This window comes from Shewanella spartinae (genome assembly GCF_019457555.1).
GTDB classification, from domain to species: Bacteria; Pseudomonadota; Gammaproteobacteria; order Enterobacterales; family Shewanellaceae; genus Shewanella; species Shewanella loihica.
The window spans coordinates 2,428,023-2,450,631 of the sequence record NZ_CP080418.1 but is presented as its reverse complement, the minus strand read 5'-3'; the positions used below and the strand labels follow the sequence as shown (position 1 = coordinate 2,450,631).

Annotated in this window: 18 protein-coding genes; 7 read left to right on the top strand and 11 right to left on the bottom strand. The window is 53.6% G+C overall.

Translation table 11 applies throughout. The features are described from left to right. Positions 1–5: 5 nt before the first annotated feature. From K0I31_RS10935 to cmoA, 7 genes are read right to left on the bottom strand one after another with little or no spacing between them, the layout of a single operon-like run. Positions 6–1,157, bottom strand: a complete 1,152-nt coding sequence (locus tag K0I31_RS10935; RefSeq protein ID WP_220078383.1) for a DUF3541 domain-containing protein — start codon at positions 1,155–1,157, stop codon at positions 6–8. Next, positions 1,132–2,922 (bottom strand): hypothetical protein, encoded by a 1,791-nt coding sequence (locus tag K0I31_RS10930; RefSeq protein WP_220078382.1) that lies wholly within the window; start codon positions 2,920–2,922, stop codon positions 1,132–1,134. Before K0I31_RS10930 ends, K0I31_RS10935 begins: the two co-directional genes overlap by 26 nt. Continuing rightward, the gene (locus K0I31_RS10925; protein WP_011865883.1) at positions 2,885–3,841 is read right to left on the bottom strand and encodes an alpha-L-glutamate ligase-like protein; all 957 of its coding nucleotides are present in this window, start codon (positions 3,839–3,841) and stop codon (positions 2,885–2,887) included. The genes K0I31_RS10930 and K0I31_RS10925 overlap by 38 nt, the downstream gene beginning before the upstream one ends. 2 nt (positions 3,842–3,843) lie before the next feature. Further along, the gene (locus tag K0I31_RS10920) at positions 3,844–5,349 is read right to left on the bottom strand and encodes an inactive transglutaminase family protein (RefSeq protein ID WP_220078381.1); all 1,506 of its coding nucleotides are present in this window, start codon (positions 5,347–5,349) and stop codon (positions 3,844–3,846) included. A 15-nt stretch (positions 5,350–5,364) separates the two neighbouring features. After that, positions 5,365–6,102 (bottom strand): ATP-dependent zinc protease family protein, encoded by a 738-nt coding sequence (locus K0I31_RS10915; RefSeq protein ID WP_220078380.1) that lies wholly within the window; start codon positions 6,100–6,102, stop codon positions 5,365–5,367. Between the two features lie 25 nt (positions 6,103–6,127). Then, positions 6,128–7,120, bottom strand: coding sequence for a tRNA 5-methoxyuridine(34)/uridine 5-oxyacetic acid(34) synthase CmoB (cmoB, locus tag K0I31_RS10910; protein WP_220071534.1), 993 nt, complete (start codon positions 7,118–7,120; stop codon positions 6,128–6,130). Next, entirely contained in the window at positions 7,117–7,848 is a 732-nt protein-coding gene (cmoA, locus tag K0I31_RS10905; protein ID WP_011865879.1) for a carboxy-S-adenosyl-L-methionine synthase CmoA, read from the bottom strand. The genes cmoB and cmoA overlap by 4 nt, the downstream gene beginning before the upstream one ends. 366 nt (positions 7,849–8,214) lie before the next feature. Between cmoA and K0I31_RS10900 the strand changes: the two genes are divergently transcribed. The 7 genes from K0I31_RS10900 (at position 8,215) to K0I31_RS10870 (ending at position 19,562) form a co-directional block, all read left to right on the top strand. Then, a complete protein-coding gene (locus tag K0I31_RS10900; RefSeq protein ID WP_220078379.1) occupies positions 8,215–11,019 on the top strand; it encodes a transporter substrate-binding domain-containing protein in 2,805 nt (934 codons plus the stop codon). A 169-nt stretch (positions 11,020–11,188) separates the two neighbouring features. Then, positions 11,189–12,967 (top strand): aspartate--tRNA ligase, encoded by a 1,779-nt coding sequence (gene aspS, locus K0I31_RS10895; RefSeq protein ID WP_220078378.1) that lies wholly within the window; start codon positions 11,189–11,191, stop codon positions 12,965–12,967. Positions 12,968–13,037: 70 nt separating this feature from the next. Beyond that, positions 13,038–13,784: a YebC/PmpR family DNA-binding transcriptional regulator gene (locus tag K0I31_RS10890; protein ID WP_220060678.1), complete on the top strand. Its 747-nt coding sequence runs from the start codon at positions 13,038–13,040 to the stop codon at positions 13,782–13,784. A gap of 7 nt (positions 13,785–13,791) precedes the next feature. After that, on the top strand, positions 13,792–14,313 hold the full coding sequence (ruvC, locus tag K0I31_RS10885) for a crossover junction endodeoxyribonuclease RuvC (protein ID WP_220042535.1): 522 nt from the start codon (positions 13,792–13,794) through the stop codon (positions 14,311–14,313). Continuing rightward, positions 14,310–14,927, top strand: a complete 618-nt coding sequence (gene ruvA, locus K0I31_RS10880) for a Holliday junction branch migration protein RuvA (protein WP_220060679.1) — start codon at positions 14,310–14,312, stop codon at positions 14,925–14,927. The genes ruvC and ruvA overlap by 4 nt, the downstream gene beginning before the upstream one ends. Positions 14,928–14,946: 19 nt before the next feature. Next, a complete protein-coding gene (gene ruvB, locus K0I31_RS10875) occupies positions 14,947–15,960 on the top strand; it encodes a Holliday junction branch migration DNA helicase RuvB (protein ID WP_220042533.1) in 1,014 nt (337 codons plus the stop codon). Between the two features lie 1,091 nt (positions 15,961–17,051). Beyond that, positions 17,052–19,562: a TonB-dependent receptor plug domain-containing protein gene (locus tag K0I31_RS10870; protein WP_220078377.1), complete on the top strand. Its 2,511-nt coding sequence runs from the start codon at positions 17,052–17,054 to the stop codon at positions 19,560–19,562. A gap of 57 nt (positions 19,563–19,619) precedes the next feature. Here the strand turns inward: K0I31_RS10870 and gloA are convergent, their stop codons facing one another. The 4 genes from gloA to rsxG all read right to left on the bottom strand — a co-directional run bounded on the left by gloA (position 19,620) and on the right by rsxG (position 22,596). After that, complete coding sequence (gloA, locus tag K0I31_RS10865; protein ID WP_220060682.1) at positions 19,620–20,030, bottom strand: lactoylglutathione lyase; 411 nt, start codon at positions 20,028–20,030, stop codon at positions 19,620–19,622. Positions 20,031–20,621: 591 nt separating this feature from the next. Further along, positions 20,622–21,263, bottom strand: coding sequence for an endonuclease III (gene nth, locus K0I31_RS10860; protein WP_220078376.1), 642 nt, complete (start codon positions 21,261–21,263; stop codon positions 20,622–20,624). Positions 21,264–21,266: 3 nt separating this feature from the next. Continuing rightward, complete coding sequence (locus K0I31_RS10855) at positions 21,267–21,965, bottom strand: electron transport complex subunit E (protein WP_011865869.1); 699 nt, start codon at positions 21,963–21,965, stop codon at positions 21,267–21,269. Continuing rightward, on the bottom strand, positions 21,958–22,596 hold the full coding sequence (gene rsxG / locus K0I31_RS10850; RefSeq protein ID WP_220078375.1) for an electron transport complex subunit RsxG: 639 nt from the start codon (positions 22,594–22,596) through the stop codon (positions 21,958–21,960). Before rsxG ends, K0I31_RS10855 begins: the two co-directional genes overlap by 8 nt. Between the last annotated feature and the right edge of the window lie 13 nt (positions 22,597–22,609).

Here is a 22,609-nt window from a genome sequence, read left to right as displayed (position 1 = left end):
CGCTCCTAATGCGTTTCGGCTTTAGATTTTGCTTTATCGGTTTTTCCCTTTGCAGCATCGGCCTTGATGCTGACCAGCTTAGGCAGGTACTTCTTGGTCGCCTTTAGCTGATGGAAATAGGGGCCCTGATGCAGGCTCTTAGGCCAATCTAACAGCATCATAGCTAACACGTTGCGGTGCTCGCCCAGGGCGAGATCTGGGTTGCCACGGGGTGAGGGTATGGTCTGTGCCTTAGGATCGAAGGCGGCCATGATGTGCGCCTGGGTCTTCTTCACCACAGGATTGTCTGACATTCCCGCCAGATGGAAGCTGATGCCCACCTCGGCGATGATATCGTCGGTGGCATCTTTCAGGATCCTGTCTATGTTGGCCTCGAAGTAATCTAAGATCCAGGCAAACTCAGCTCTATCGACCGGATGCTGATAATACTCACTGGCGGCAAAGATAAAGTGTGTCATGCCGTAGATTTTGTTGCGAAATTGCTTCTTATCGAGTTTGGCATCGCGACTCTGAGGATAGACGCGATTGAACCCGTCCTTATACTCCTGCACATAATCACCCACACCAAGCTGCTTCGCCCAGTAAACATAGTTCACTAGCTGCGCCGCCCAGGCTTCGATCATCGCCTTGTCGGTGAGCCCGCGTTTAAGATCGGTTGCCTTTAGCGCCTTGACCAACTTGTCGTGACAGGGACCTTGTAGACCAAACTCGTCGATGCGGCTCGAGAATCTTAGTAGCACGTCGGTATAGAAGAGAAACTCGGGGAAGGGAGCCAGCGCCTTCTTGCGAGCCTTGGCTCTTGGGCCCTTACCCAGCACGTCGATGGCGGCCTGAGCTTCTTGCTCGATAAAACCCGGTTTATCCAGCTGACAGGCGTAGAAGGCCTGAGACTCTGTGACGGCGTAGAGATCCACCAGGGCCGCATTGGCATACTTGTCATCGCCCGTCATGCGATAGAGGCGGATGCCGTAATGTCCCTGCACCCTTGGTGGCAGCTGGTAGAGGTTATCTTCCAGGTTTTGTTGGATCGCCTGTTTGACGCCCTGTGCGTCCAGTGATGCTGTTGTTTTAGCCGCCGCAGGCAGGCTAGGGAGTAGCAGGGCGGAGGTGAGTGCGAGTGCACCAAAGATTCTAGTGTACGGGCTTAGGTTGATCATGTTGGCTCCTTTCTAGGATGGTGGCGACAGATTGCGCGCTGCCAAAAATTGCGGTGAGTTGCTCATCAAGGGGCTGTTGCTGCTCGTTGATGAGAAGGAGTTCAAAAACCTTTTTTGCCTCCAGCTGAGTGTCACTCAAGATCTGCTCAGCCAGGCGCTGATGCCACAGCGTGAGGTAATAGAGTGGCCCTTGAGTCACCACACCGGTAAAACTGTAGAGGGCGTCATCGGCACATGGCCAGGGCGCGCCGAAACTGGCACCAAATTCCTGGCTGAGATCCCGGTAGAGTCGATTACCGAAGGTTTGATACGCAGACAAAGCCAGCTTGCTGCGAAATACCTTTAGCTGCTTGGAGAAGGCCTTAAGCTCGGCTTCGCGGCTATTGGATGGCAGCTCGGGCAGCAGCTGTTGGCTCAGATATTGATTCAGCCAGAGACTGGCGATCGCCTGGCCATCGCCTAAGGTGTTGTTGAGATAGTAGCGCCCACCTGTGAGCAGGCGAGACACCATCTCGGCCACCGCTGCGATAAGCTGTTCCTGACTGCGATAATCATTTAACTGATCTGGCAGGGTCAGGGTCAGCTGACCAAATTGTTGCCCGACCACGGTTTGTCTCAGGGGGCTCAACTGAGCCTTATGTTCCTTAAGCGCCTGCGTCTTAAGTGTCGGCGTCTTAAGTGTCGGCGTCTGCGCTTTCTCTGTTGGGGGGGGCTCTTGTTTTCCTAGCGGCGGATTAGCTCGCTGCGAACCTGCTAATTGGGGTTTGGGTGGGCGATCGAGAAAAACATCCCCCAGCAAACGCCCCTTATGCCAAAGCCGCAGCATATTGGCATTAACGGTTTCAAATTCAAGGCCAAAGAGCGAGAGCTCGGCTTGAATATCATCCAGCAGCTGCTCACCCGAGTGTGGTGTTACCTCGACCTTGGAAAGCTTTGCAAGTACGGCCCCGAGTGCCCAGGGGGCTGGGGCTAGCTGGGTCTGGCTGTCGAGGAAATGTTTGACTTGTGCGGGGGTGGTGAGCCGCTGATGGCTCAGCGCCCAGCTTGCATAGTCGTCGGCGCCATGCTCGAGCGCTATCGTCTGCTTGGTCGCCATGATGAGGGAGATGGCCGCCTGATTCTTCTGTTTGGCCCTGACCTGGTAGGCCTGCCACACCTGACGCTTACAGCTTTCATCTTGTTGATGGATAAGGTAGCTGGCTATCGAATTATCGAAGGTCTGCTTTGTTTGGTCAGCGTGATCCGTTTCTTCATCAGTAAGGCGGCACTGACTCTGACCTATGATGAGCGACAGATCTTTCTGCTTCAGACCGTGGGCGATGCTGGCCTGGGCGGTGTGGATCTTTGCCTTCTGCTGCTGGTCAATCTGCTCGGCGATCTGCTGCGTCAGCAACTGACCAAACTGGCGCAGCCCTGGCGAGTCGCTTTGAGACCAGTTCTGGCTTTGGGTCTGGAGCCAAGGCTCGTGTGCCAGGCGGTCAAACTCATCGGCCAGATGCAGCTGACATTGAAGCAGCGCCTCTTTATCTTCGGCATTTAAAGGATAGTGGCGATAGAAGCGCACGCTGTCTTTGAGGTTAAACAGACCGATCAACTCGCGTTCGAGTCGCACACTGGCATCGAGCGGTGTGGGGCTTTCCTGAGCTTGAGACAGGGAAACCTGATAGTCGATACACTGCTCGCTGAGCAGTGTGATAGGAGAGGCGGCCAGGGCCGCCGGACTGAAGTTAAGCGCTAGGGAGACTGCTAAAATGCGTTTTAGCATAGGCGACGCGCTCTTCCACTGACATAGATTTGTTCTTCATCTGCTCGACATGTTTGAGCCTTGGCAGCAGGCCCTGGCCGTTGGCGATTTGAATCGCCAGACCCGGACGAGCGTTGAGCTCAAGCAGCAGAGGACCAAGCTTCTGATCCAGCACCATGTCGGTACCCAGATAACCCAGCTCACTCATCTCATAGGCCTTAGAGGCCGTATGCAGAAGCGTGTCCCAATGGGGCACCTGGATCTCGGTGAGCTTCTTGTCGGTATCCGGATGCAGATCGAGCGGACGGTCAAATTGTACCGCATGCAGGCCTCGGCCTGTGCCGATATCCAGGCCGACGCCCACGGCGCCTTGGTGTAGGTTGGCCTTACCGTCGGACGCCGCGGTGGATAGCCTGAGCATCCCCATCACAGGGAAGCCCTTGAAAACGATCAGGCGAATATCGGGCACCCCTTCGAAGGAGTAGCCGTCGAATACGGGGTCGAATTCGATGAGTCCCTCGACGATGGCCACATCTGGCTTGCCGCCCAGAGAGAAGAGGCCGCTCAAAATGTTAGAGATATGGCGGTCGATCTCGCTTGGCGTCACCTCGTGCCCGTTGGGTTTGAAATAGTGGCCATTTTCTACCTTAGTGATCACCAAGATCCCTTTACCGCCCGAGCCCTGTGACGGCTTGATCACGAAACCGTCACGGTTGTTGACCATCTCGGGGATGTGCATGATCTCATGTTGCTGACAGACGGTGCCGATTAGCGCCGGCACGGCGATATCGTTCGCCAGGGCCAACTGCTTGGTGGTGAGCTTGTCATCCACTCGCTTGTAGAACTTGCGCGGGTTGTAGCGACCTATGTAGTCGATATTGCGCTTGTTCATGCCAAGTACGCCGTTTTCCTTCAGCTTTCGGGGCTTTGCAAACAGCATAGTTATTCTCCCGCTAAAGGTCTAAAGCGTCTAAGTTCCAATAACTTATAACCTGTGTATTGGCCCATCAGGAGTACAGTTGCCAGGATCACCAGGTGGATACCCAGGAAGTTAAATACCCAGTGTTGTACCCAGGTAGCGCTCATGGCCAGGTAGGCTAAGGTGGCAACAAACAGGCTGCCGCCGCCCTGAACCATTACCTCTTTGGCGCCTTCCTCTTCCCAGAGAATCGACATACGTTCGATGGTCCATGCCAGGATGATCATCGGGAAGAAGGTGATGGTGAGACCCTCGCTCAAACCGAACTTATAAGAGAGCAGGGTAAACAGGCCTATGATGCCGATCACCACAATGATCACCGCCGAGATCCGCGAGATCAGCAAGAGGTTGAGATCCGACAGATAGGAGCGGATCATTAAACCGAAGGCGACGATCAGCAGGAAGCCGACAAGGCCGGTCAGCAGGGTTGTCTGAATAAAGGCCAGGGCGATCAGCACGGGCATGAAGGTACCCGAGGTCTTGATGCCGATAATCACCCGTAGGAACACCACCATAAGCACGCCGATAGGGATCAGCAAGATACCCTTAAACAGGCTCTGCTCTTCCAGCGGTAGCTGATAAAGGGAGAAGTCCAAGGCATTCTTGTTCTTCAGCATGTCGATAGAGGTGGCGAGTGCCGAGCGGGTGTCTTGCAACATGGAGAAGTTAACCTGAGAGTTAACCCCGCCTACTACGTCCAGGGTCGACTTGGCGGTTCTATCCCAGATGAGCAGGTTGTCAGGGCGTCCCTGGGTACCATCGTTGGGATTGAAGATGATCCACTGACCCTGATGATAGACCTCAACATAGTTGGTCAGCTGCTGACGACGACGTTGATCTTCTAAAAACAGACCGCTGACCTTCTTCGCCGGGATCCCTTTGCTGTTGAGCATGCGGATAAACAGTTCGGCGCGGGAGTTACTGGTCAGAAGTAGTTCAAGGTTCTGGCTACGCTCGGTGGCGTTGAAGCTCTTGTTAAGCTGCTGCGCAAACGACAGGTTAGTGGCGCTGCGCGACCAGATCTCGCTCATCACCTGCTCGGCAGCGGCCTTCTCTGTGGCAGGCCAGTTGTAGGCCTGCGGCGCGTCGGGTTCTTTGTCGGCCGGGATCTCATTCTTGCCGGTCGGTACTAGTGTCACCTTATAGTAGAGATCTTGCTGACCAATCGCCTCGCGGGTCGACCAGGTGACCTGACGGCCTGTGTCATCCTCTTTGGCTGACAAGCCGTAGCCTGGTGAGGTGGCGTTTTCCGCTAAGATCTCAAAGGCAGGATCCTTGGGCAGTGAGAAGGTCACCTCGGCAGGTTCGCCGGTGCCCTGGAAGCTCACCTTGGCATCCACGGCCCAGCTCTGTACCTGCTCGCCTGGGAGGAAGGGGACATTGTGTTCTATGCCGCGATAGACGCTGGCGGCAATGCCGGCGATAAACAGCAGGGCCACTAAGATATAAAAAGGTTTTTTAGAGTGCATCGAATTTACATCCTATTATTTGGCTGTTTTTGATGGATTGTTCTTACCGTGCACAAAAGTCTGTCCTACATCGACGACGGCAATGTCTTGCATAAACTTACGTCCCAGCAGCAGCTGATAGTCGAGGTGACTACGATCGACCAGGTTAAGATCGGTTTCCGCCTTGTAATTGCCAATCTGTAGATGGGCATGGATCACCGGGCGTCTGTCATTCTTATCTTCTGCATCTTGCTTGATGCGCACGAAGCGCTCGACCTTTGACTCGAAGGTCTGTGATGGCTTATCGACGCCTTGAGTGAAGACATCGAAGCGTACCCACTGCTTGCCATTACGCTCGAACAGTATGATGTTGTGGGCATCGAGGGATGAAGATTCAGCGCCGGTATCGATACGGGTCTCGAAGCCTGCCTTGATCTCATCGATATAGACGTGTTCAACCGCGCCCAGGATAAACTTGTCACCGATAGGGGACGGGTCACACTGCATAGGAACCTGTACCACCTGCTTCTCGGGTTGGGACTTGACGGCCGCCACTTGCTTGGACAGCTGCTCCAGCTGGGCAGACAGGGAAGTCAGCGCCGCCTGCTGCTCTCTTTGGCTGGTGCTTATCAGGGTGACTAGCTCGCTCTTCTGCTCGCTCAGGCTCGCATTGAAGGTGTCGACATCGACAGGCGCGGGCTGCTTAGGATCTTGGGTGGCCGCGCAGCCTACCAGGCTGGTTACTAAGGCGAGAGTGGTCATCTGTTTTAACATAGTGCTTCCCGTTTACTATTTTTGTTTAAACCAAATCTTTGTTAGGTTGATTCTTAACGGCGATAAAAGTGGCGCGTTTGGGCGCCGGATACCCCTCAACCGTCAGGCTGACATCGTTAGGATCCAGGTAGTCCACCAAGGACTCATTAGGCATCCATTCTGTGCTGCGCTGCTCTGCAAGTGAAGTCACATCGATATCGACGCAGCGAACATCGACAAAATCCGCCTTCTTTAGCCAGGCTTCCAGCGCCTTGGCCGACGGCAGGAACCAGACATTGTTCATCTTGCCGTAGCGCTCCCCTGGGACCAGTACGGTATTTTCATCGCCATCGACCACTAAGGTCTCGAGGACGAGTTCACCGCCGGTTCTCAGTTGATCCCTCAGTTGCAGCAGGTGATCTATGGGGGAGCGTCTGTGATATAGCACGCCCATGGAGAAGACGGTGTCGAAGGCATCCAGTGGCGGTAGCTGCTCTATGCCCAGAGGCAGCAGATGCACTGGGTGATCATTGCCCGCCAGGCGTTTTACCGCTTCAAATTGACACAGAAACAGCGGCGAGGGGTCGATACCCACGACGCGTTTAGCGCCGTCACCCAGCATACGCCACATGTGATAGCCGCTGCCACAGCCGACATCCAGCACGGTGCGATTCTTCAGTGGTGAGATATGGGGCTGAACTCGCTCCCACTTCCAATCTGAGCGCCACTCGGTGTCGATATGGATGCCATGTAGATCGAAGGGGCCCTTGCGCCAGGGGCAGAAGAGTTTAAGCAGGTTCTTGAGTTTTTCCTGCTGGCCCTTGCTGAGCTGCTCGCCGCTGCCGACCTCTACCTTAGTGGTGAAATCGATTCTGTCCGGCGCAGGATAGTGCAACTTATTGAGCACCTTCTCCCACTTGGGTAGGTTGCCATGCTTATGTTCACGTTGCCACTGGCCGAGGATCGCCGGCAGCTCTTCTAACCAATGTTGAAGATTGGAGTCGGCAATTTGTTGATAAAAGGAGCTGAAGCTGATCACTTGATGGCCACCATAGATGCGAAATTAAAACATTGGAACCAGACGCTGAAATGGCTAAAGCCCTGGGCTTTAAGCCGTTGCTGATGCTGAGGGAGGGTGTCAGGTTTCATTACATGCTCGAGCGAGCTGCGCTTTTGGCTGATCTCAAGCTCGCTATAGCCGTTGGCGCGCTTAAAGTCGAGGTGCAGCTCATCCAGCAGATGCTGCACCGGCTCATCTTCGAACACTAATTTTTCTGACAGCACCAGAATGCCGCCGGGCTTGAGCCCCTGATAGATCTTGGCGATCAGCGTCTGTCTGTCTTCTGGGGCCAAAAACTGCATGGTGAAGTTTAAGATGACCATGGAGGCATCTTGGATCTCGATATCGCGAATATCGGCGCAGATAAGGTCGACCGGGGTTTCGCTGACATAGGCGCTAAGGTTCTGTTTACAGCGCTCGATCATAGATTCGCTGTTGTCGACGGCGATGATCTCACATCCGCGACCTTCGATGCGGCGACGCACACTCAGGGTGGCCGCACCTAAGGAGCAGCCCAAATCATATATCTTGCTATTGGGGGTGACACATTTGTCGGCGAAATCGCCCAGGGTGTTGATGATCTGTCCATAGCCGGGAACAGAACGGCGGATCATATCGCTAAAGACGCCTGCGACTCTATCGTCGAATTGAAAGTCACTGATATGTTCACAGGCCTGTGCGTAAATAGTATCTTGAGTTGAGTTCATCAGAGTTTTTTGAGTAAATTCAATATTTCATTCTAGCTAATGATAACAGTTCGCAGCAAGTCTGGTACTGGTAATTAGGAATAAAATTCTGTCTAATATCCTAATAACAACATATATTTTACAGCGCGGTGACTTTGCGCTCGACGCAGAGATGCTAAGGTTATTTTTTGTAGCCAGCTTGTAATATAAGCTGCATTTTATAAGCCCTTTTTATAAGGGACTGTTTTTAGAACAAGTGATAGCTTGGCTTGATATAAAAATGATAATAGAAACTGGGACCTACCTTTGACACCACTACACTCTTTTGCTTCGGCCTATGTTGCCTGGCGACGCCTCCTGTCGCCATGCATAGTCTTTGCGCCGCTTATGATGGCCCGTTTTGTGCTGGGAACTGCCGCGTTGGCGCTGAGTCTAATGCTTAGTTTTCAGGTGTCTGCAGAAGAGCAGCAAACCCCGCTAGTCTTGGTCATGGGGGAGGACAGCTACCCTTATCAGTTCGTCGATGAGAATGGCGATGTCAAGGGGGTCTTGGTGGATCTCTGGCGTGAGTGGTCGTCTCAGACTCAGGTGCCCGTTGTATTTGTTGCCCGTCATTGGCAGGACTCCTTGAAACAGCTGGCGCTGGGGGATGCCGATATCCATATCGGCCTTGGGATCACCAAGGAGCGGGATAAAGATTTCGATTTCGCGGCGCCCATCGCCTATGTCAGTACCTATCTCTATGTGCGCAACACGCTAAAGGGTAAGAAGAGTTTTAGCGATCTCCAGCCCTATCGTATCGGCATAGTGACCGGCTCATCCCATGAGTCCATTCTCAATCAGCAAGTTAATGGTTTGAGTTACCGCTACTACAATAGCCGCGCCGAACTGCTCCGTGGCGTGGTGGCAGGCGAGGTCGATGTCTTCGCCGGCATGGAAGGCTACTTAAAGGATAACGCCGTTAGCCGCGCCGTCCTGGAAGAGTTTCCCCTGGATAATCGACTGCTTATCAAGAAGACGGCGCTGGTGCCCGCCGTCAGCAAGGGACGGCTGGATCTTATCACAGAGATCAACCGCGGCTTTGACCGCTTGAGCCAAACCAGCCGCGCCGAGATAGACAAGCGTTGGCTAGGTTTTAGCCATGATGCCAACACCTTAGTGATTGCCACCACGACAGGTATCCAACCGTTTGTCGATACCGGCGGTGACGGCGAGCCACACGGTCTCTATATCGATATCTGGAAGCTCTGGTCTAAGAAGACGGGCATAGAGGTGGAGTTTCGCCCCGCCGCTATGGAAGATGGCCTGGATGAACTCAAGTTTCACCGCGCCGATATCCATGTGGGGTATCCAGAGAGCGACACCATGAAGACCAATCTCACCCGTGCGTGGCGCACCTATCAGGTCAAGAGTCGTCTGTTCAGTTATGGTAAGGCGATCAATAGCCTGGATGAGTTAAAGGGTAAGCGTGTCGGCGCCGTGCCCACCGCGCCTTATCTGGATAAACTCAAGCAGGCGCTGCCAAATTCCGAGCTCAAGCTCTATACCGATGTGACTCAGATGATCCAAGCCGCCCAGCAGGGGCATATCGCCGCCTTCGTGGCGGCATCGGCTTGGACCCAGCACTATCTGCTGCGCGCCGAATCCTGGTCTGACTTTCACCAGTATCGCAAACTGGCCTTCACCACAGACATCTATGCCTTGACCCGCAACGAGGACAAGGGACTGGCTCAGCGTATCGCGGCGGGCTTTCGTCTGATCAGCAACGCCGAGCTCGCTGCCATAGAGAATAAATGGATCTTGGATAGAGACGACAGGAGCGTGCAGTCTCTGCTTAATCCGCTCGCTATCACTGAGGAGCAGCGCCGTTATCTGGATAGCTTGGGTACGCTTAAAGTGGGCTACCTTGCTGCCTGGGCGCCCATGGAGTATCAGGGGCCGTCCGGTGAGTTTATGGGGATCAACAGCGAGATCAGCCACTGGGTCGCAGAGCAGCTGGGCTTAACCATAGAGGGTGTGCCATTTGATCGCTGGAGCAGTCTGCTAGAGGCGCTTAAACAGGGTGACATCGATATGGTCGGCAGCGTCGCCCATACCCCAGAGCGTGAGCGGGAGATGATCTTTACCACCCCATATTGGCCATCCCCCTGGGGCTTGGTAACCAACCTTAGCCAAGTGACTGTGTTTAACCTGAGTCAGATGAGTGGTAAGCGTCTGGCGATCGTCGAGGGGTATCATCTCATCGCCAATCTGATGAACAAGGCGCTGGGAATCGAGCTGGTGATTGTGCCCAACAGCCGCGCCGGTGTCGATGCGGTGGCCCAAGGCAAGGCCGATGCCTTCATCGAGAAGGTGATCAACATGGCTATGGTGCTTAAGGAGTCAGACTACAAGGCACTTAAGATGTCTGTGCTGGCGGACTTTTCCCAGCAGCAGAGCCATTTCGCCCTGAACCCTAAGTTTGCTGCGCTGGTGCCTCTGTGGGATCAGGCCATCGCCCAGATCACCCCAGAGCGGCAAGAGGAAATCTATCAGCACTGGGTAAAAGAAGAACCTAGCAGTTGGAGGGCCTGGGTGAACTATCAGAGTGCCTTCTATCTTCTGGCGTTACTCAGCTTTGTGGTGTTTGTCTATCTTATCTGGCGCGCTCAGCGTAGCCGCCTGGCGGCCGCCAAGGAGCTTGCCCATGAGCTGACCCGGGCTGGGCAGTTCGATGCACTCACCGGCTTGCCGAATCGCAGCCTGCTCGATGACAGATTGCAGCAGTCTGTGCTCTTACATCGCCGCGAGATGCAGCCCTTTGCCGTACTCTTTATCAGCTTTGATAACCTGCGTGAGATCAACCAGACCTATGGCCATCAGGTGGGCGACAGGGTACTGGCCAAGGGCGCGCAGCGCCTTAAATCGGCGGTGCGTAAGTCTGATACCCTGGCGCGTTTCGGCGGCAACGAATTTGTGATGGTGCTTAATCGCAGCAAAGATCTCGATACCGTGTGCCAAGTGGCCGATGGCATAGTCGGTGGCTTTAGCGCCCCCTTTGCGATCAACGGCCTAGATGTGGCACTATCGGTCAGCATAGGGGTGGCCATGTTCCCAAGCGATGGCGATACTGTGGTGGAGCTACTCAAGACCGCCGACAAGCTGATGTCGCGGGCGGTGAAACAGGGCGGGCGCTGTTACCAGAGCGCCTGATCTGTGACCCCAGTTCAGGATTTGATGGATATTTATCCAACCCAAAGGTTTACTTCATTTTAAGCGGATGAAGTTGTTTTGAAATCGGCAATATTTCACTATAATGCCGCTTTTGTCATGTATTGAATATCCTCAAGCACGGCCTTGACGGATGAAAGGAAAGTGTTAGATGCGCAGTCATTATTGTGGAGACGTTAATCGGTCTCATGTTGGGGAAGAAGTTACTCTCGTAGGTTGGGTTAACCGTAGTCGCGATCTCGGCGGCGTGGTTTTTCTGGATTTGCGCGACCGTGAAGGCGTGATTCAGGTAGTATATGATCCTGATCTGCCAGAGGTATTCGATGTCGCCAGCACACTGCGCAGCGAGTTCTGTGTTCAGGTGAAAGGCCTGGTACGCGCGCGTCCAGACAGCCAGATCAACGACCAGATGCGCACAGGTGAGATTGAGGTGCTGGGTAAGGCCCTGACCATACTCAACAGCGCACCGGCACTGCCGATCAACATGGACAAAAATCAACACAACACCGAAGAGCAGCGTCTGAAGTATCGCTACCTGGATCTGCGTCGCCCAGAGATGGCCGAGCGCATCATCTTCCGCTCTAAGGTGACCAGCGCCGTGCGTCGTTTCCTCGACGGCAATGGTTTCCTCGATATCGAGACCCCAATTCTGACCAAGGCAACCCCAGAGGGTGCCAGGGACTATCTGGTGCCTAGCCGTACCTACAAGGGCCAGTTCTTCGCGCTGCCACAGTCACCACAGCTGTTTAAGCAGCTGCTGATGATGTCTGGCTTCGACCGTTATTACCAGATCGTGAAATGTTTCCGCGACGAAGACTTACGCGCCGACCGTCAGCCTGAATTTACCCAGATCGATATCGAAACCTCTTTCATGACCTCAGCGCAGGTGATGGACAAGACTGAAGAGATGGTACGCGGCCTGTTTAAAGAGCTGCTAAACGTCGACCTGGGCGAGTTCCCTAAGATGACCTTCGCCGAAGCGATGCGCCGTTACGGCTCAGACAAACCAGATCTGCGTAACCCGCTGGAGCTGGTCGATGTAGCCGACCTGGTTAAAGATGTCGACTTCAAGGTGTTCCAGGAGCCAGCCAACGACAGTGAAGGCCGTGTTGCCGTGCTGTGTGTGCCGGGCGGTGCTAGCCTGTCACGTAAGCAGCTTGATGAATATGGCAAGTATGTCAACATCTATGGCGCCAAAGGCTTGGCATGGATGAAGGTCAACGAGCTGGAGAAAGGCCTGGAAGGCATTCAGTCGCCAGTGCTTAAGTTCTTAAGCGAAGAGGTGGTTAAGGAGATCCTGGAGCGCACAGGTGCGGCCAACGGTGACCTTATCCTGTTCGGCGCCGACAAGGCGAACATAGTGGCCGAAGCCATGGGCGCGCTGCGTCTCAAGGTAGGTGAAGATTTCGACCTGCTACAAGGCGACTGGAAACCACTATGGGTGGTTGACTTCCCAATGTTCGAGCGCACCTCTGACGGTGGCCTGCATGCCATGCACCATCCGTTCACCGCGCCGAGTGGTATCACGCCAGCCGAGCTGGAAGCGGATCCTACGGCGGCCATCTCTGATGCCTATGACATGGTACTTAACGGTTGTGAACTGGGCGGTGGCTCGGTACGTATCTACGACGCAGAGATGCAGTCGGCCGTGTTCAGAATTCTGGGGATTAACGACGAGGAAGCCCAAGAGAAGTTTGGCTTCCTGCTCGAGGCCCTCAAGTATGGTACGCCGCCACACGCAGGTTTGGCATTCGGCCTCGACCGTATGGTGATGCTGATGACAGGTGCCAGCTCGATTCGTGACGTGATGGCCTTCCCTAAGACCACCACGGCAGCCTGTCCGCTCACCAATGCCCCTGGCTTTGCTAACCCTGTACAGCTCGAGGAGCTCGGGGTCAGCGTAGTAGAAGCGAAAAAAGAGCAGGAATAAAGCAAGATTGAACCAATAAGCCGAGCATCTTGCTCGGCTTTTTCGAGGCAAACTCGAATAAGGAGTCCCTATGGCCGGTCACAGTAAATGGGCCAACATCAAGCACCGCAAGGCGGCACAAGACGCCAAACGCGGTAAACTCTTCACCAAATTCATTCGCGAACTCACGGTAGCGGCCAGAGAAGGCGGCTCGGATCCCGATTCAAACCCGAGACTCAGGGCAGCAATCGATAAGGCGCTGTCAAATAACATGACCCGTGACACGGTCGAGCGCGCCATCAAGCGAGGCGCCGGTGAGCTCGATGGTCAGGTGCTGGAAACCATCATGTATGAAGGTTATGGTCCGGGCGGCACCGCCGTGATGGTCGAGACCATGACAGACAACCGTAACCGCACCGTCTCTGGCGTACGTAACGCCTTTAGCAAGTCGGGCGGTAACCTGGGCACGGATGGTTCTGTAGCCTATCTGTTTGAGAAGCGTGGCGTGATCTCTTACGCCGAAGGCAGCGATGAAGACACCATCATGGACGCGGCGCTAGACGCCGGCGCCGAGGATGTGGTGACCAATGATGATACCTCTATCGATGTCTACACCACGCCTGAGGCCTTTGGTACGGTTAAGGATGCATTGGATGCAGCCGGTCTCGAGGCGGTTAACGCCGAGGTGACCATGGTGCCATCGACTAAGGCAGAGCTGGATGCTGAGACGGCGCCTAAATTTCTGCGCCTCATCGATAACCTTGAAGATCACGACGATGTACAAGAGGTCTATCATAACGCCGAGATCTCAGATGAGATCTTAGCCAGCCTCGAATAGGCAGAGTATGCCGATAATCTTGGGGGTGGATCCCGGCTCGCGGATCACAGGCTATGGGGTGATCCAGTGCCAGGGCAGGCAGCAGATCTACCTGGGCAGCGGCTGTATTCGTACCCAATCCGATGATCTGCCTTCCCGTCTCAAGGTAATTTTCGATGGGATAAGCGAGATCATTCGCCAATACCAGCCGGATGAATTTGCTATCGAGCGGGTGTTTCTGGCTAAGAATGCCGATTCGGCGTTAAAGCTCGGCCAGGCGCGCGGGGCGGCCATCGTCGCCGCCACCAATGCTCAATTGCCGGTGGCCGAATATTCGGCGACCCAGATCAAGAATGCCGTGGTAGGCACGGGACGGGCGCAGAAGAGTCAGGTACAGCACATGGTGCAACAGATCCTCAAGTTGCCGGCGGCGCCGCAGGCCGATGCGGCCGATGCGTTAGGCGTTGCCCTGTGCCATTTCCACACATATCAGAGCCTGATCGCCATGGGCGGTAAGGCTAGCGCGAGAACTTACGGAAGATATAGATGATAGGTCGTTTACGGGGATTACTCGTCGAGAAGCAAGCGCCCGAGGTGCTGATTGAAACTGGCGGTGTCGGCTATGAGGTGCAGATGCCGCTCACCAGTTTTTATGAACTGCCAGATTTAAACCAAGAGGCGGTGATCTACACCCACTTCGTGGTGCGTGAAGATGCCCAGCTGCTGTATGGCTTCATCACCAAGCAGGAGAGGGCGCTGTTCAGGCTGCTGATCAAGACCAATGGCGTCGGTCCTAAGCTGGCACTGACCATTCTCTCTGGCATGACGGCGGGCGAATTTGTGAAATGCGTCGAGCATGACGATATCGCAACCTTGGTTAAGCTGCCGGGTGTCGGCAAGAAGACTGCCGAGCGTTTGCTGGTTGAGATGCGCGATAAGCTCAAGAGCCTGATGGAAGCCTCCCATGGCAATGAGCGCGAGTTTGTGTTGCAGTCTAACTATACTCCTGCACCTGTGGTCAACACCGCGGAAGAAGATGCCATCTCGGCGCTTTTGGCGTTAGGATATAAGCCGGCACAGGCCAGTAAGGCGGTGTCCAGTGTCTTCGAAGAGGGCATGGATTCAGAAACCTTGATCAAGGCATCGCTGAAATCGATGCTCTAGCGCTCAGAGTGAGAAATAGATGATTGAAGCCGATAGGTTAGTTCACGCCCAGCCCCAAGGCACAGAGGAGCGGGACGAGCAGATAGATAGGGCGATGCGTCCTAAGCTGCTGGATGAGTACACGGGCCAGGACGATGCCAGGGCCCAGCTTAAGGTGTTTATCGAGGCGGCGCAGAAGCGCGGCGAGGCCCTGGATCATATGTTGATCTACGGACCACCAGGTCTGGGTAAGACCACGCTCGCCATGATCGTCGCCAACGAGATGGGGGTTAACATCAAGTCCACCTCGGGCCCTGTGCTGGAGAAGGCGGGGGATCTCGCGGCCCTGCTTACCAATCTCGAGGCAGGTGATGTGCTCTTTATCGACGAGATCCACAGACTAAGCCCTGTGGTGGAGGAGATCCTCTACCCGGCGATGGAAGACTATCAGCTGGATATCATGATAGGCGAGGGCCCGGCGGCGCGCTCCATTAAGCTAGAGCTGCCTCCTTTCACCCTGATTGGCGCCACCACTCGTGCCGGCGCACTGACATCGCCGCTGCGTGCCCGTTTTGGCATCCCCCTGCGTCTCGAGTTCTATAACGTCAAAGATCTTAGCAGTATCGTCACGCGCTCGGCCAAGGTGCTTGAGTTGCCGATCGATCAAGAAGGCGCGGTAGAGGTTGCCAGACGTTCTCGCGGCACGCCGCGTATCGCTAACCGTTTGCTTAGACGGGTGCGTGACTACGCCGAGGTGAAGCACGATGGCGAGGTCAACAAGGTGGTCGCCGAGAGCGCTTTGGATATGCTGGATGTGGATGTCGAAGGCTTCGATTATATGGATCGCAAGCTGTTGCTGGCTATCATAGATAAGTTTATGGGCGGCCCTGTGGGTCTGGATAACCTGGCCGCGGCCATCGGCGAAGAGCGTGAGACTATTGAAGATGTGCTCGAACCCTTCCTGATCCAGCAAGGCTTCATCCAGCGCACCCCAAGGGGTCGTATTGCGACAGCCAGAGCCTATCAGCACTTCAACCTGATCCAGCCGGAATAATCACTAGACGAACGGCTATTATCTTTCACATTAGTGAGTTGAGCGTTAAACAGCGTGGTCGAGAGGCCGCGCTTTTTTGTTGTCACCAACTGGCTCGACATACGATTGCTTTGCTGTCTACCCAGTACCTCCCTGTCTGAACATTTAATCAAAGCTTTCAATCAACACCTTCAATCAAAGCCTTCAATCAAAGCCTTTAATCTAAGGCGCTAATATAACGTCTTCATGAGTGTGCCGTGAGCGTTATGATCTTGCGGCTGTCGCGCTGTCGTTGCTAGGGACGCATTCGAATTTCTATGCAATCAGGTCGATGATTCGAGTCGGTTGCTGTCTAGCTATTCTGAATCCTATTTCAGAATCCTTTCGTTTAAAATTTAAGCTAAAAGAGTTCATGTTAAGGGAATAAAAGATACAAAGCGTTACACTTATATAATTTAATAAGCCTACTTGTTAGTGATTGTGTTAATTCTCCACAAAGATTGAGTGTATTTAAATTGAAGCTTGATTTATATCCGCTTTATTAACTCTGCACTTAGTTACTCCTTAAGATTAAATGCGTTAAGTCAGTAATTGATTTAATTGGGCGGGATGGAAACTAGGTAGAGAGATAAGTTAACTAACGCTGCTTTTCTCCGCGCTTGTAAAATATTGTAACAAGCAAGTCTAATCATCGCTCAGCATCCTTATTCATTTAAGGCCCAGGTCGGCGGATTTGTTAATGGTGGCGTGTTTATGTGCCTGCGGCGTAAAAACGCCAGATTGAAACAAGTGTTTAGACTGTTAATTTGTGATGGTGATCACACTTTTGTCTTTTGTGTGCGTTGTGATTGTGTTGCAACTCTTGCGGAGGAAAACACTGGCTCGGAACAAATTTTCTAGTTAATTAAACCAGGTGAATGCTTATTCACTCTCTGGGGTGAAATATTAAACTTGCGTTGTTACTTAAATAATACTTTGTATTAACTTTTATTTTTCATTGGTTAATGAATTGGTGGATTGACGCATTTGGGGTGAAAGGAGAGTATCGAATCGAGCGTTGAATAAATAAAAGAACGGCGCCGAATAAAAATTGAATTAGGGAGTAGACCTACATGATTAAAACAAGCAGATTAGCTGCGGCAGTTAAATTAAGTTTAATTGCGACAGTGTCGACCAGCGGATATTTTGTTGCCAACAATGCAGTTGCTGCCGAAGAAAGTGCCTCTTTTGAACGTATCGCGGTAACGGGTTCACGCATTCAACGTCAAGACATGGAAACGGCTTCACCTGTTACCGTTATCGACGCCAGTGCCATTCGCGCCGAGGGTTACAACTCGGTCGATGAGATCCTACAGGCGCAACCGGCCATGGCGGGTATGGCAGTAGGCTCTACCACTAACAATGGTGCCGACGGTGTCGCCCAGGTGGATCTACGTGGTATGGGCGCAAGCCGTACGCTAGTGCTGTTAAATGGCCGCCGCATGGTGAACTCAGGTTCGGGCGCCGACAGTGCAGTGGATCTGAACACTATCCCTGTGGCGATGATCGCCCGTGTGGAGATCTTGAAAGACGGTGCCTCAGCGGTTTATGGTTCTGACGCCATTGCCGGTGTGGTGAACATCATCACCAAGAAAGATTTTGAAGGCTTCCAGCTGGACATCAATGGCGGCGCGACCGACAAGGGCGACGGCGAAAACGTTGAGATCAGCGCACTTTACGGCTTCAACACAGACGGTGGTAACTATACCTTTGGTGTGGCTTACTCAGACCGTGGTGGCGTGATGCAAAAAGATCGCGACTGGGTCGAGAAGGGCGCCAGTAGCTTCATCCCAACCGGCTCATTAGGCGGCAAGGTACAAGACGAGAACGGTAACTGGGTCGATCGAACCGAAGGTTATGACTATACCCAGGACAGCTGGCTACAGACACCTAACGAGCGTTACAGCTTCTTCGCCAATGCGACCCAAGAGTTTGCGAACGAAATCGTCTTTACCGGCGATCTGCTTTATACCAAGCGTCAATCTGAGCAGATGATGGCGGCTCAGCCAGCCTCTGTGATGTTAGATGTGTGCACACCAACTTCAACAGGTAACTGCATCACGCTAACCGACGAGATGGTTGCCGGTGGCATCACGCCTGACGACCAAGGCCGCGTCGAATATCGCAGAAGAACGACAGATGCGGGTAACCGTATCTATGAGCAAGACACTGACACCCTGCGTGTCTCAGCGGGTCTGGCCGGTGAATTCGATGTTCACACAGGCATCGCCTGGGATCTTTCCTACACCTATGGTAAGAACAAGGCAGAGACCTGGGTGCACAACTCAATCAACGCTAAGAACATGGCGCAGTCTGTCTATGACAACCAGGATGCCTGGTTCAGCGGTGACCCACTGTCTCAAGCTATCGTCGACGACATCAGCTACCTGGAAAGCACTACCGGTGGTAACGAGCAGCACATCGTCTCCGGCGTGATCAGTGGCGAAGCCTTCGACCTGGAAGCGGGCCCAGTAGCGTATGCGATTGGCGCCGAGTATCGCCATGACAGTGGTTACTACAATCCAGATCCAGTGATCGTCGCCGGTGAAGGTACAGCAGCACAGCAAGACCCTACCGATGGTAGCTACAGCGTGGTGTCCGTCTATCAAGAGGTGAGCGTACCTTTCACCGACAAGCTGACCGGTGAATTTGCGCTGCGTTTCGATGACTACTCAACTTTTGGTAACGCATCAACTTGGAAGATAGGCTTGACCTATGAGGCGACCGACGATCTTATGCTTCGCGCTGTAGCGGCAACCGGTTTCCGTGCGCCAAACGTGAGCGAGTTGTTCGGTGGTAACGTGGGGTCATACGATTACCTGGACGATCCTTGGGGCAACGAGCAAGACCCACAGATCCTGGTGAACTACACTTCAGATCCCGATCTGAAGGCTGAGTCTTCAGAGTCTTACACAGCTGGTCTGGTCTACTCGCCAAGCTATATCGACGGTATGTCACTGACGTTGGACTACTGGCGCTTCAAGATCAAAGACGCCATTTCGCGTCTGGACGTTCAAGCTGGTCTGAATGCTTGTCACGCCGGTGATACTACAGCTTGTGAAACCTTCGGTGTTACCCCTGACGGTAACCTGGAGAACCTGACTAACCCGTTGACCAACGTGGGTTATCAAGACACAAGTGGTATCGACTTTAACTTGGCTTACCGTTTCGAAGGCCTGGGTCTGGACTGGAGCATCAGCAACGATCTGACTTACCTGCTCGAGTTTGAACAGGATGGCATCGACTACACTGGCACTATCGGCGGCATGTTCGGTGGTTACGCTAAGGTGAAGAACAACTTCAGCGTGAAGGCCGGCCAGGGTGACTGGAGTCTGATGTACTCTAACCGCTTTATCGGTGAGATGGATGACATCAACTATGGTGACACAGTTGATTCAGTGCTGTACCACAACATCTCGGGTATGTACCACATCAACGACAGCATTACGGCAAGCTTGGGCGTGAAGAACTTCACCGACGAGAAGCCTGTGATGGTGGCAAGTGGTAACGAGGCAGGCACAGTGCCTGAGGTTTACGACACTATCGGTCGTCAGATCTACGGCGGTGTAACCGTTAAGTTCTAACGAGTAGTTGAAAATAAAAAAGCGCCCTAGGGCGCTTTTTTTATGCGAGTACCAAAATTAGCCTAAGCCATGCTGGGCAGATCTCATCTGAATGAACTCAATCTTGTAGCCATCAGGGTCTTCTACGAAGGCTATCTCAGTCGTGCCACCGGCAACGGGGCCAGGCTGACGGGTCACCTTACCACCGGCGGCTTCGATGGCGGCGCAGCGGCTGTAGATATCCTCTTCGCCGATCGCCAGATGACCAAAGCCGGTGCCGAGATCATACTTGTCCGTATCCCAGTTGTAGGTGAGCTCGACCACAGCGGCGCCAGTCGCCTCTTCGTCGAAACCAACGAAGGCCAGGGTATAGCGGTATTCTGGATTCTCGGACTTGCGCAGTAGCTTCATGCCCAGGATCTCGGTGTAAAAATGTATGCTACGATCGAGATCGCCGACCCTCAGCATGGTGTGTAAAAGTTGTGCCATAAGGACCTCTTTTTAGGGGAATGCTAGGCCCAAGTATACCTTATTTATCCGCCATTTAAATCTGCGCTATCGGTTTGCTTGCTCAATAACAGCCTGGGAATAACAGGCGTAAATCGCCATGATCACTGTCACAGAATGGGGTGATGTCACTGGTGTTAACCCGGATGGCTGAGATAATTGAGCTTGGTTACTAGAGGAGTTGTCGATGCCAAACGAATTGAAAATGGCCCTGGGATTAACGGCCACCATAGCACTGTTTCTATCTGTGTTTTTTGTCTGTATGTTTTGATACCAATCGTAGTAAATAACTGATCACTCTAGCGTGTTAAAACGTCCGATAACGGTGTTACCATTTGTGATTGTAGAATAACTACTTATCAAAAAATGCTGCCTTGTTCTTGAACGTTTTTCCCGTGCTATTTCTGATCACTTACTTACCGTGATTGGTATAGCTCAGCAGCGAACCCTCGCTACTGAGTCTGATAAAAGCCGCATCTGCGGCTTTTTATCTTTGAGAGCTTATTTTTATTCAAGAGTTTGCTTAAGTGTTTGCTCAAGTATTAGTTCTAGAATCAGCTCAAGCCTGAACGCCTATTCGTCTGGATAGACCTTCTCTTTAAACTCGCAGTGCTCTTCAATCACACAACTGCCGCATCTTGGTTTGCGGGCGACACAGGTATAACGCCCGTGAAGAATAAACCAGTGGTGCACATCTACCTTAAACTCGGCCGGTACCACCTTTAACATCTTCTGCTCCACCTGATCCACATTCTTGCCCATGGCAAACTTGGTGCGGTTGGCGACGCGAAAGATATGGGTATCGACGGCAATGGTCGGCCAGCCGAAGGCGGTGTTTAATACTACGTTGGCCGTCTTACGACCCACGCCAGGCAGGGCTTCGAGTGCCTCTCTATCTTCGGGCACCTCGCCGCCGTGCTTCTCCAGCAAGATCTCGCACGCCTTGATGACGTTGATCGCCTTGTTGTTATACAGGCCTATGGTCTTGATATAGTCTTTGAGCCCCTCGACGCCTAGGTCATAGATGGCTTGGGCGGTATTTGCGACGGGAAATAACTTGTCGGTGGCCTTGTTGACGCTCACGTCCGTGGCCTGGGCCGACAGGGTGACGGCAACCAGCAGCTCGAAGGGAGAGGAGAAGTTAAGCTCGGTTTCTGGCTTAGGGTTGTTGTCGCGAAAGATCTCCAGGATCTTGCGGCGCTTCTCGGTATTCATAACTTAACTCACCTTGGTAATGCGTGCGCGGGTGACGGCTGGTGCGGCCTCTAAGGCGGGTTTACGCGCCTCGAGCTGCTTGTCGATCATGTTCTTGATGGCGATAAGAAAGCCCATGGCGATAAAGGCGCCGGGCGGCAGCATGGCCAGCAGGAAGTTGGTATCCACCTGCCAGAGATGAATCGTTAGCCCTTTAGCCCAGTCGCCAAGCAGCAGATCGGCACCGTCAAACAGTGTGCCCTGGCCCAAGATCTCGCGGCAAGCGCCTAACAGCATGAGCACCAGGGTGAAGCCCAGTCCCATCATCAGGCCATCGAACGCCGCCTTAACCACGCTGTTGCGTGAGGCGAAGGCCTCGGCGCGGCCAATGATGACACAGTTGGTGACGATAAGCGGCAGGAAGATCCCCAAAGACAGGTAGAGGCCATAGGCATAAGCGTTGATCAGCAGCTGCACGCAGGTCACCAACGCGGCGATGATCATCACAAATACGGGTATGCGGATCTCTTTGGGCACAAACTCTCTCACCAGGGAGACGAGCACGTTGGAGCCCACCAGCACCACAAGTGTCGCTAAGCCAAGGCCTATGGCATTGGTCAGGGTAGCGGTGACCGCCAGCAGCGGGCACAGGCCCAGGAGCTGTACCAGGCCCGGGTTATTCTTCCATAGCCCTTGCCAGGCGATATCACGATAGTTACTCATACTGGACCTCACAGTTGGCAGGGCGGTTTAACAGGGTCTGCTGGTTGGCATTGAAATAGGCCAGGGTGCGCTTGACGGCGCCGACATAGGCCCTTGGCGTGATGGTGGCGCCGGTAAACTGATCAAACTGACCGCCATCTTTCTTCACCGCCCAGCGCTTATCTTGCTCGCCCTGAATACTGTGACCCTTAAAGCCCAGTACCCAGGAAGACTTACGCAGATCTATCTTATCCCCAAGGCCCGGCGTCTCGTTATGGTTGAGCGTACGCACCCCTAAAACCTCGCCCTTGGCATCGATGGCGACGATCAGCTTAATCTGACCGTTGTAGCCGTCCGGTGCGACGGTCTCCATGGCGATGGCTACCGGCTCACCACCATGGCTGGCGATGTAGGCGGGCAGAGGCTCATCTATGCCCAGCACATCGGCGTCCTGGATCAGGATGCAGTGCTCAATAAGCGCGTTGTCGTGCATCTCATCAGGGATGATCTGATGCAGGGTGCGCATTAGCTCGAGATCTTGCTGCTGCTTGATCCGCTCGAAGGTGAACTGGTTAACCAGGGCCACCAAGGCGGTACACAGGAGGGCGAATAATCCCAGTAAGCTAGCATTTTTGACGATAGAACGTTTCACTTCATACTCCTGC